Below are 10,686 nucleotides of genomic sequence, written 5' to 3' on the forward strand. Positions count from 1 at the left end.
ATGTTCGACGCCATCGTCGTGGGAGCACGGTGCGCCGGATCTCCCACCGCCATGCTGCTGGCCCGTGCGGGATACCGGGTACTGCTGCTCGACCGGGCGGAGTTCCCCTCCGATGCGCTCTCCACGCACCTCATCCACCAGCCCGGCGTGGCGGCGCTCGCCCGGTGGGGCCTGCTCGACCGGGTGCGCGCGTCCGGCTGCCCGCCGTTGGAGCATGCCGTCTACCAGGTGGCCGACATCCGCATCGAGGGGTGCGGCCGGGGCGTGGCCGGGCAGCGCACCGGCTACGCACCCAGGCGCCGGGTACTGGACGCGATCCTGGTGGGCGGGGCGGTCGCGGCCGGCGTCGAGTTCCGTGGCCGCTGCTCGGTGACCACCCTGCTGCGTGACGACACCGGACGCGTCGTCGGTGTGGAGGCGGCGCATCGCGGACGCCGGTTCACGAGCGCGCCCCGCTCGTCTTCGGCGCGGACGGGATGCGCTCCACGGTCGCCAAGCTCTGCGGGGCGCCGTACTCGGTGCAGGACCCGCGGTTGACCTGTGCCTACTACGCGTACTGGGAAGGCCTGCCGGCCGGCTTCGAGCTGTTCGAACGGCCGGGCGGCTGGGTGGGCGCCGTCCGCACCAACGACGACGCGACGCTCGTACTGGCCTACTTCCCGCAGTCTCGCTTCGCCGAAGTACGTGCCGACGCGCAGCGCGCGTACCTGGACCAGGTACGCGCGACCGCGCCTGCGCTGCTCGACCGCATGCAGGACGCGCACCGCGTCGAACGCCTGCGTGGCACCGGTGACCAGCGGAACTTCTTCCGGCAGCCGACCGGCCCCGGGTGGGCCCTGGTCGGTGACGCCGGACACCACAAGGACTCCATCACCGCACGCGGGATCACCGACGCGTTCCTGCAGGCGGAGTCGCTCGTCGGGCGGGTGAGCGGTCACCTCCACACCCCCGAGCGACTGGACGCCGCGCTCCGCCGGTACGCAGAGGAGCGCGACCAGCTGCTGATCGACGGCTACCACGCCACCCTGAGCGTCGCCCAACTGGAGACGCCGAAGCCCCGGCTCGCCCTCCTACGCGCAGTACAGTCCGACCCCGACCGCACAGCCACGTACTTCGACATGGTCGCCGGCGCCGCGTCCGCAACGGCCCGCTACACCCCGAAACTCCTGGCACTGCTCTGACCGATCGACCGGCGCGCGGTGTCTACGCGGTGGCCGCGAACGCAGCGTCCGGCAACCGATCTTGTACGTCGGTGCCGAGCACTACGTCAAGGGCTTCGAGTTCGGACTGGATCTCCGCGACCGGTAGCTGGCGGGGTGTAGCACCTCGCGCCGCCGCCTTGGCCGCGGCTATCCCCGCCGCCTGCCCGGTCAGCGCGCATGCCGGGGTGTTCCTGGTCGAACCGAAGGCGACCGGATCCGCGGCTATACAGCGGCCTGCCGTCAGCAGGCCTTCGACGCCGGCCGGCAGCAGCACGCGGTACGGCATCCCGTAGCCCGAGCCGACCCCGCGCATGATCGCGCGTTCACCGCCGGGCTCATGGATGTCGATGGGTGCGTTGCACAGGCCGATCGCGTCGTCGAAGCGTGCCTCCCCGGTCACGTCCGACTCGGTCAGCACGTAGTCGCCGCTGATCCTGCGGGTCTCGCGTACCCCGAGTACCGGTGCTACGTCGAGCAGGACCGCATCGGCGAAGCCGGCCACATAGCTCTTCAGGAAGTCGAATGCGCAGTAGGCCTGTTTGCGAATATCCAGTACGGCCCGGCTCCGGACACGCGCGTCGAGTGCGTTGCCCTGTACGCGGGTGACGTTGACGTTGATCTCGCCGGGCAACATCCCCGCCTTCATGGTGATGCTGTTGCGCGGCACGATCCACTCGAACCCGTTCTCCCGAGCGTGCTGGATGCGCTGGGTGAATCCGGTCGCGAAGAACTTCAGCACGTAGTCGGCGGCGGTGTTCGCCGGCTCCGGCACCACCAACTCCGAGATGTCGTCCTGATGCTGCCGGCAGTACGCCGCCAGCTCGTTGAAGTCGACGTTCAGTATTCGGAAGTAGCTCGTCATCGGCTGCATCAGCCCGTCGTCGCGTCCGATCATGAACTCCGCGCCGGCGAGCGTCGCCACGTCGCCGTCCCCCGTCGCGTCCACCAGCGTGCGCGCCGTGACCAACTGTGGACCTTCCTTTGTGAAGAGTTCGAGCCCCGTGACTCGGTGCTCGTGTTCGACGGCTCCGGTCGCATGCGCGAAGAGCAGCACCTCGACCGACGCTTCCTCGAGCACTTCGATGATCACCCGCTGCATCACCTCCGAGTCGAACACGCCGGTATAAGCACCCCAGTAGCTGTGTTGGGTCTCCGGGTCGGCGCCACCGTGCCGAGCTGCCCGCGTGATCAGCTCTCGATAGACACCCGGCTGCACGATGCCGGTCGGCTTGGTCAACCGCCCGCCGGTGATGAGGCCACCGATCAGACCACTGGATTCGACCAGGAGAGTCCGTACGTTCTGCCGCGCGGCCGCGACCGCGGCGACCACGCCGGTCATGCCGGCTCCGGCCACCACGACGTCATAGTCTCCGAACAGTTTCATGCCGGCTCTCTCCCAGATGTGGTCGGTCTTGCGGTACGAGGTCTTCAGTGCGCGTCAAGACATGCCTTGAGCGACGAGTTCGATGACTCCCTTCACGGCTCCGTACGACGCCCATATCCCGACGACGCCAACCGCGCAGAGGACGACGTTCGTCCACCACCTGTTGGTGTATCCCGGCAGCATGAGTCGCTTGTTGTTGGTCAACACGAGCGTGCCGACGATGATGACCGGTGCGAGTATCGCCGCCGTCGAACTTCCCGCGACCGTCAGCACGAGGACGTCGGGCAGACCCGGGAGCGCGAACGCCAGCGGGATCACGACCATCACGCCGATCTGCAGCCAGTTGAACAGTGGGTCGCGGGAACCTTCGCCGTAGCGCTGCCGACGGGCAGGCAGTGACTCGTACAGGCCACGGAACAGGATCTGCGTGTAGCCCGTGGCATAGGCCGGGAACGAGCTGAAGGCGACGAAGAACAGGCCGATCCAGAAGATCCACGGACCCACGGGACCGACCGCCGCCTGCATGACCGCGGCGAGATCTGTGATGCCTTCGACCTGCATGCCGCGCGACCGGGCGATCTCCGCGCCAACGATCCAAACCGCCAGGTTCACTACGATCACCGCGAGCACGCCGACGAGCAGATCGACGCGCTGCAGTTTCAGGAATGCGGGGCCGTTCCAGCCCTTCTCCCGGATGAACTCGGGGTACATCAGGTTGCCTGCCGAGCCGCCCACAGCGCCTATGATCGCGGCCGCGACCAGCAGCGAGGAGAACATGCCCTGGTTCTCGGGTAGCTGGAAAGCCAGTCCGGACACGAGCTCGCCGGCGTCCGGACTGGAGAATATGGCGCTCGTGAGGAAGGCGATCACCAACACCGCGACCGTGACCCGCGCGAGGATCTCCAACGCGCGATACCGGCTGCGCCGGAAAAGCAGCACTCCTGTGATCACCACCGTGACCGCCGTCCAGATGAAGACGCCCCATGTGTCGCCACCGACGCCGCCGGTCAGGTGGAACAGTGCGGTACCGACGGCGAGCGCCATGTAGGTCTGCAGAATGAAGCCCGAGATGAACGCCAGCACACCGACGATTGCCGGTAGGTGGCGCCACACGTGTGCGAGGCCGGAGATTACCGAGGGGTCGTCGACGGAGTTGCACAACCCGTACTTCGCGATGGCGAGAGTGAAGAAGTAGCGACTGACCAGGGCCAGCACCAGGACCCATATCAGCGAGTAACCGTAGTTCACGCCGGAGACCGAGGAATCCACCAGGTCGCCCGCACCGAGCCAGGACATGGTAACCACCAGGCCTGGCCCGACGCTGCGCAAGTAGCCACGAAGTGTATTGGGCGGGACAGCGATTTGTTGTTGAACCTTGTTCGTCGTTTTGTCTACGGACGACATGTGAGCAACCCCTCGTCGTTGAGGTTCGTCGATCGAAGCTGTCCCCCGCGTAGACGACACCTACTAGCGAGCGTGCGTCAGTTACAGCGACACGACAACGTATTCACCATCACGAGTGACCAAGTACGTCTCGGCCACGTACGGCCCCTTCTGCAAACCTGCACCTACCAGTTCCGCATCGTCGCTCAACAGCTCAGCGCCGGTTTCGACCTGGACGTCGTACCGGCGCACGCGTGTCTTCTTCGGGTCCAACCAGGACTGGCCGGTTCGTACGTCGAACTCCCATTGATGCCAGGGACAGCGGATGAACTCACCGCGCCGGACGTACTCGTACTCCCCGGGCTCCTTCGAGACCACCATTCCGGACAGAACACCCTGGCACAGCGGGCCACCCGCATGCGGGCACGTGTTCCGTACGGCGAAGTACTCACCGTTGACGTTGAAAACGCCGACCGACCGACCCTCGATATCGACGATCTTGCGTTCTCCCGGTGGGATTTCCGCCGCGGTGCCGACGACGAACAGCCTCCTGTTGTTCACTGGCACGCTCATGGTCAAATCCCGTAGAACGAACGGGCATTCTCGCGCATGACCAGTTCACGCAGGTCTTTCGGCAGCTTCACCTGGAACGCTCTGTGCGGATTGTCGAAGTCCCAATGGGGGTAGTCGGTGGAGAACATCAGCGTCTGTTCGCCGACCTGCTGGATGAGGTCGAGGACGTGGCGCGGGTTCTCCGGTTCCTCCATCGGCTGCGTCGTGATCTTGACATGGTCCCGAACGTAGTCGGACGGCAGCCGCTGCAAGTGCGGCACTTCTTCGCGCATCCGGTGGAACAGGTCGTCCAGCCGCCACACCAGCGGCGGTACCCACGCGAATCCGCCCTCGATCAGCGCGACTTTCAGGTTCGGGAAGCGATCGAAGACACCCTCCATGATGAGGCTCGTCAGCTGGGCCTGGAACGCCATCGACATGACGCTGTGGTCCTCGATGTAGTACGAAGGCCAACCGCCCGACGTGATGGGAGACACCGTCGTCGAGGCGAAGTGAATCCCGATGGGGAGTTCACAGCGCTCGGCCGCCTCGAACATTGGCCAGTACCGCCGGCGACCGAGTGGCTCCTTCGTACGTGGGAACAACAGGACCTGGACGAAACCGGGATGCTCCGCAGCCCGCTCGATCTCCTTGGCCGCCAGGTCCGGTGTCTCGAAAGCCACGGTGATCGACGCGCGCAGCCGCGAGTCCTGGTCCAGCCAGTGCTCGACCTGCCACTCGTTGACGGCACGGGCGAGCGCTGCACCGTACTCCTCGTTGCGCTGCTCCGCGGCGCGGTAGAGGCAGTTCAGGATGGCACAGTCGATCCCGTACAGGTCGAGCAACTGCTCCCGCATGAACGGGAGATCCGAGCCGGGAAGCTGGCCGGAGGGCGGCCACGAGTCGACGCGGGAGCCGCCAGCCGGGCTCACCTTCGGGTACCGGTAGCCCTTCAGGTAGGGCGAGTAGGTGCGCGAGCCCACGAGTTCGGCGTACGAACGCCATTTCGCGGACAGGTACGGTCGCAGCGCCGCATCGGAGGGAACCGCGTTGTGGACGTCGCAGTCGATCAGGCCGACGCGGGTCGAGTCCGGGGCCGCGATCGCGGACGTCGCTTGGCTGGCCATCGGTGTGCCCTCCTTGCCGTCACGTGACGACGCTGGGGAAATCCAGTCGGTAGAGTTCGGCTGCGTTGCGCCACATGACCTGTTCGCGTTCGGTGGACGACAGATGGCGCAACAGAGACGTTTCCGGGTCGCGGTGATGCCAGTGTGGATAGTCACTCGCGTACAGCAGCAACTCCGTGGACCCGAGCTGCGTGACGAGCCGCTGCACGGCGTCGGTGCCCTCCGGCCCGTCGAACGGCGCCACGGTGAACTTGACGTGCTTGCGGACCACCTCGAACGGCAGCTCGTTCACCCATGGGATCTCGCGCCGTAGGCCCTTCCAGTTCTTGTCCAGCCGCCACATCAGGGAGGGGAGCCAGCTGACCCCGCTCTCCAACATGACGACCGTGACCTCGGGGAACTTCTGGAACACGCCCTCGCAGACCAAACTGATCAGTTGTGACTGCATCGCACCGGACGCCGCAGCGTAGTCCTCGATGCAGTAGGACGGCCAACCGACCGGTAGCAACGGGTTCGCACCAGCGACTCCCGGGTGGATACCGACCGGCAGGTTGCGCTCGGCCGCCGCCTGGAAGATGGGCCAGTAGCAGCGTCGCCCCAGTGGCATCTCGGAGAAGGCGAGCAGCAGGACCTGTACGAAGCCGGGGTGCTCGGCGCAGCGGTGGATCTCCTCCGCCGCACGCGCCGGATCTTGGGTGGGCACCACGATCGACGCACGGAACCTCGGGTCGGCTTCGAGCCAGTGGGCCACCTGCCAGTCGTTGAGGGCTCGCGCCATCGCGACCGCCCAGTCCTCGTTGTGGATGGGCTGGATCGCGTAGAGACAGTTGAGGATCGCGATCTCGGCCGCGCCGTCGTCAAGGACCTGCTTGCGTACCAGCGCGGTGTCCGAGCCGGGCTGCGCGTTGCCGTTACGCGTCTCCGGTCTGGCTGACAGCTCCATGTTCGGCGGGTAGTAGCCGGGTGTGAGGCTGTCCACCCCGTGCTCGACGCAGTAGTCGCTCCAGCGGGTCGGCAGGTAAGGAAAGAGCTCGGAGATGTCGGGGACGGCATTGTGCACGTCACAGTCGACTCGCCCGGTCATGGCCGCTCTTCGTTCGTCCGGGCGCGGGCGGAGCCGTCCGCGGACGATGTCTTCGCCGTCGGGTCGAGCGACCGCGGCGACAGCTCGGCGATGAGCGCATCGGGCATGACGACCACCATGCGGTTGGTGTACTGATATACCAAGATATCAGTCACGCTCGCACCACGGAAGAGCCCGAGACACGGCCCTGACTACGTGTCGGCGTCCCAGTGCTTCTCGAAGAGGGCCAGGGAGCTCTCGATGTGCTTGCGCGCCCTGGAGGTGGCGGTGTCGGCATCGCCCGCCTGCACAGCCGCGAGGATCTCGCAGTGCTCGTCGTACTCTTCCCGCCAAACGGGCCACACGGTGCGCTCCCACACCACGACGAAGCCCAGTGAGATCAGGTCCTGCATCTCGTCGAGCTGGGCGATCACCAACTCGTTGCCGGCCTGGGAGTACAGGGCCCGGTGGAAGCGGCGGTTGGCCAGGCTCAGCTTGATCTGGTCGTCGGCATCGAGCAGCGCCTTCGACGCCTCGAGCGCCGCAGCTGCGTCCGCGTAGGTCTGCGCCGATCCTCGAGCGGTCGCCCGGCCGGTAGCCCACGGTTCCAGCAGCAGGCGGGTCTCGAACACCTTCCACATGTCGTCGAAACTGGGGCGCCGCACGACGACCCCGCGATTGTGGGACACCCGCACCAGACCGGTGCTGGCCAATGAGATCAACGCCTCGCGGACGGGCGTCTTGGACACCCCGAGCATGGCCGCAAGGTGCCGTTCGACGAGCGTGTCGCCTGGCTTGAACTTGCCGGCAATGATCATGTCCCGCAACGTGGACCTGACCAGGCTAGTCCGTGTCGTCGTTTCGCCCAACAGGACCGACGGCACGTCGGCGCTGCCCCGCTCGATGACGGCAAGCTCGGTAACCTCATCATCGCCCTGCACACGTCAAGGATAGCCACACAACCGCGACCGCTGTGTGTAATGTCGGCGCGGTGGAAGCGACTGTGGATGGTGCCGAGCTGGACTCCAGTGCGGTCGACACCGCCGTCGACCGGTTGCTCGACGTTCTCGACGCCGTTGACGCGGACGGCTGGTATCCCTCGCTGGAGGTCGTGCGTCCGTGGTCTGATCACAACCCGCGTATCACCGGCGAGTTCGCGCGTCCCGGCGCCATTCGGCGGTACCTGCGGCGCGAGTTGACGGCGCTGCTGTGCAAGGGAGCGGCGGTGACCGCGCGACCGTCGCGGCGGGCGTTGCCGTTCCATGATCCCGCCTTCTTTTCTGCGCTCGACGAGGATCGTTTCTATCGGCGGGCGAAGAAGCTGTTCTTGTTCGGACCGGAGCGGATGGCGTTGTCGTTGGATCGGTTGTCGCACTATTGCGGCACGCCCGCGGAGTCGTTCCAGCGGCATGTCTTGTTCACGAACTACGCCATGCACGTCGAGGCGTTCCGGGAGCGATACGCCGACGCGCAAGGCCCTGAACGTGATGGGGCACAGATGCCGGCCTGGCATCACCAAACCCCGGACGGCGACGGCGTGAGCCTGGTGAACATCGGCGTCGGGCCGGCGAACGCGAAGACCATCACCGACCACCTCGCCGTACTGCGCCCTGATACGGCGATCATGATCGGACACTGTGGCGGGCTCCGGAACCATCAACGCCTCGGGGACTTCGTGCTGGCGACGTCCTACCTGCGCGCCGACCATGTACTCGACGACGTGCTGCCGCCCACCGTCCCCGTGACCCCGAACCACCGGCTCAGCACCTTCCTGCTGGACGCTCTCGAGTCCCGAGGCGCCCAGTACCGGCTCGGCGTGGTGTGCACCACCGACAACCGCAACTGGGAGTTCAACCAGGGCCCGACACTCACGGCGATGCAGACGGCGCGGTGCGTCGCGATCGACATGGAATCGGCCAGCATCGCGGCAAACGGCTTCCGCTACCGCATCCCCAACGCCGCGCTCCTGTGTGTGTCGGACAAACCGCTGCACGCATCACCGAAGCTGACTGCGAGCGCGGCAGCGTTCTACGAATCCAGCAAGCGCCAGCACATCGACATCGCCTTGTCGTGTCTGGACCGGGTCCGTCGCGAGTACCCACACGGCCTGCCACACCACGACATACGCTCCACCGACGAGCCGTTGCTCGGCACCCAGTAGGAGCTGTACCGAGTCTGCTGGCCAGCTCGGGCGTGCCGTTGCCGGTGCCCAGGTACGACGCGCTGTTGGTGTACGGCATCGCCCTCACCGTGGCAAGGTGACGGTGATCACCGCGTTCCACCTCATCGGCCTGGTGTTCGAGCTGGTGAAGGTGCGGCTCGGTTCGTGGAGCTATCCGGGCGAGGCGTTCACCAAGATCGGTGGGGTTCCGCTGTACAGCGGGTTCCTGTACGCGGCCGTGGGCAGCTACATCTGCCAGGCGTGGCGGCTACTCGAGCTGCGGGTGTCGGACTACCGCACCTGGCTCACCGCGGCGGTGGCCATCTACGTCAACTTCGTCACGCACCACTGGATCGTCGACCTGCGAGTGCCGCTCGCCGCACTGCTGCTCCTGACCGCGTGGCACACCTCCGTGCACTTCACCGTCGGCGGGCGCAGGTACCGGATGCCGCTGAGCCTTTCGCTCGCCTTGGCGGCTGCGTGAAGATCAGCCGGACACGGGCGTCCTGGCCGCGGCGGCGACCGAGTCGGCCCGTCGCCCGAGTCGGTAGTTCTCGGTTCTTGCGGAGCGCGCCGAGCCACCGCGGGGGCCACGCTCTGCGATGCCGGACATGCGCATCGAGGTACCCTCGGTCCCGGTTTGCCTGTTGTCTCCGGCTTGGTTAGACAGGGTGGGCGTTCAGGCACCGGAGAGGAGAGGCGCGTCCGTGCAGTTGTCATCAGTCGGTTCAGCCAACGTCGGGCTCCAGACTCCGGTGCGGAGAACATGATCAAGCTCAGCGCGATCGGTGACTGGATGAGCGACAACGTGGGCACCCTGTTGGCCGGTCTGCTCAATGTCGTCATCATCGTCGCGGTTGCCGTGGTCCTGCGGTTCCTCGCCGGCCGGCTGATCGACCAGTTCACCAACCGCATGGTCAGCTCGCACGCCCGCCTGAGCCAGTCGAGCTCGAAGATGGCCAACCGCGTGCTGAAGCAGGCGTCGACGGCGCGTGCCGAGCGGCAGCGGCAGCGGGCGCAGACGATCGCTTCTGTGCTCAAGAGCATGGCGACCGCGTTGATCATCGGTGTCGCGTTCGTCATGGTGCTGAGCCAGTTGGGGATCAACGTCGCGCCGATCTTGGCGAGTGCCGGGGTGCTCGGTCTCGCGATCGGGTTCGGCGCCCAGAGCCTCGTGCAGGACTTCCTCGCGGGGATCTTCATGATGTCCGAGGATCAGTACGGCGTGGGCGACGTCATCGACACTGGCGACGCGGTCGGCACCGTGGAGGCCGTCACCCTGCGCACCACGAAGATCCGCGATCTCAACGGCGGCCTGTGGCACGTCCGCAACGGCGAGATCCTGCGCGTCTGCAACATGAACCAGGACTGGGCGAACGTGGTCGTCGAGCTCCCGCTCGACAGCTCGGTGGACCTCGAACGGGCGACGCACGTCATCCAGGACGGCATCGACGCCTTCGCCGACCACACCGACGTCACGGACAAACTGCTCGAGCGGCCGGACATCAGCGGCGTGGTCGCCATCGGCAACGGCGCAACGACCGTCCGGGTCATCGCGCGGACCCAGCCGGGTGAGCAGTGGGCGCTCGACCGGATGCTGCGCGGCCAGATCAAACGCAGTCTCGACCGGCACGGCATCCCCATCGCTCACCCCGGGTACATGCGGCAGGCCCCGGCATGGCGGAGTGACCGGCTAAGGGCAGCCCTGCCCGGACTGCAACACCGATACTCACGTTTTGCCTGGTCAAGGACAGTAGCGCGGTGGGGTGGGTGGGACTTGAACCCACGACCGACGGATTATGAGAACTGTCCTC

The 10,686-nt window shown here is 66.3% G+C and carries 8 protein-coding genes and 2 pseudogenes; 4 read left to right on the forward strand and 6 right to left on the reverse strand.

Annotation, left to right across the window (positions count from 1 at the left end; translation table 11 throughout):
• Window positions 1-1,181, forward strand: a pseudogene (locus GEV07_12420) (FAD-dependent oxidoreductase).
• Window positions 1,182-1,203: 22 nt separating this feature from the next.
• Here the strand turns inward: GEV07_12420 and GEV07_12425 are convergent.
• The 6 genes from GEV07_12425 to GEV07_12450 all read right to left on the reverse strand — a co-directional run bounded on the left by GEV07_12425 (window position 1,204) and on the right by GEV07_12450 (window position 7,652).
• Entirely contained in the window at window positions 1,204-2,586 is a 1,383-nt protein-coding gene (locus GEV07_12425; protein MQA03481.1) for an FAD-dependent oxidoreductase, read from the reverse strand.
• A 54-nt stretch (window positions 2,587-2,640) separates the two neighbouring features.
• Window positions 2,641-3,990 (reverse strand): hypothetical protein, encoded by a 1,350-nt coding sequence (locus GEV07_12430; protein MQA03482.1) that lies wholly within the window; start codon window positions 3,988-3,990, stop codon window positions 2,641-2,643.
• An 81-nt stretch (window positions 3,991-4,071) separates the two neighbouring features.
• Window positions 4,072-4,542: a Rieske 2Fe-2S domain-containing protein gene (locus GEV07_12435; protein MQA03483.1), complete on the reverse strand. Its 471-nt coding sequence runs from the start codon at window positions 4,540-4,542 to the stop codon at window positions 4,072-4,074.
• Between the two features lie 2 nt (window positions 4,543-4,544).
• The gene (locus tag GEV07_12440) at window positions 4,545-5,648 is read right to left on the reverse strand and encodes an amidohydrolase family protein (protein ID MQA03484.1); all 1,104 of its coding nucleotides are present in this window, start codon (window positions 5,646-5,648) and stop codon (window positions 4,545-4,547) included.
• A gap of 19 nt (window positions 5,649-5,667) precedes the next feature.
• Window positions 5,668-6,732 carry an amidohydrolase family protein gene (locus GEV07_12445; protein ID MQA03485.1) on the reverse strand — a complete coding sequence of 355 codons (1,065 nt, stop codon included), beginning with the start codon at window positions 6,730-6,732 and terminating at the stop codon, window positions 5,668-5,670.
• Window positions 6,733-6,923: 191 nt separating this feature from the next.
• Window positions 6,924-7,652, reverse strand: a complete 729-nt coding sequence (locus tag GEV07_12450) for an FCD domain-containing protein (GenBank protein ID MQA03486.1) — start codon at window positions 7,650-7,652, stop codon at window positions 6,924-6,926.
• 50 nt (window positions 7,653-7,702) lie between these two features.
• On the opposite strand from GEV07_12450, the gene GEV07_12455 reads away from it, so the two are divergent.
• From GEV07_12455 to GEV07_12465, 3 genes and pseudogenes are all read left to right on the forward strand, one after another.
• The gene (locus GEV07_12455; GenBank protein ID MQA03487.1) at window positions 7,703-8,872 is read left to right on the forward strand and encodes an AMP nucleosidase; all 1,170 of its coding nucleotides are present in this window, start codon (window positions 7,703-7,705) and stop codon (window positions 8,870-8,872) included.
• Window positions 8,782-9,356 (forward strand): annotated as a pseudogene (locus GEV07_12460) (DUF817 family protein). The gene GEV07_12455 and the pseudogene GEV07_12460 overlap by 91 nt, the downstream one beginning before the upstream one ends.
• 282 nt (window positions 9,357-9,638) lie before the next feature.
• Window positions 9,639-10,686 (forward strand): mechanosensitive ion channel (locus GEV07_12465; protein MQA03488.1); only part of this gene is annotated, 1,048 nt, incomplete at its 3' end.

This window comes from Streptosporangiales bacterium (genome assembly GCA_009379825.1).
Classification (GTDB): domain Bacteria; phylum Actinomycetota; class Actinomycetes; order Streptosporangiales; family WHST01; genus WHST01.

Bases quoted from the DNA above. Each gene is read 5' to 3' on its own strand.
- GEV07_12435 (MQA03483.1), bottom strand. From the start codon at position 4,542: ATGAGCGTGCCAGTGAACAACAGGAGGCTGTTCGTCGTCGGCACCGCG.
- GEV07_12440 (MQA03484.1), bottom strand. From the start codon at position 5,648: ATGGCCAGCCAAGCGACGTCCGCGATCGCGGCCCCGGACTCGACCCGC.
- GEV07_12430 (MQA03482.1), bottom strand. From the start codon at position 3,990: ATGTCGTCCGTAGACAAAACGACGAACAAGGTTCAACAACAAATCGCT.
- GEV07_12445 (MQA03485.1), bottom strand. From the start codon at position 6,732: ATGACCGGGCGAGTCGACTGTGACGTGCACAATGCCGTCCCCGACATC.
- GEV07_12425 (MQA03481.1), bottom strand. From the start codon at position 2,586: ATGAAACTGTTCGGAGACTATGACGTCGTGGTGGCCGGAGCCGGCATG.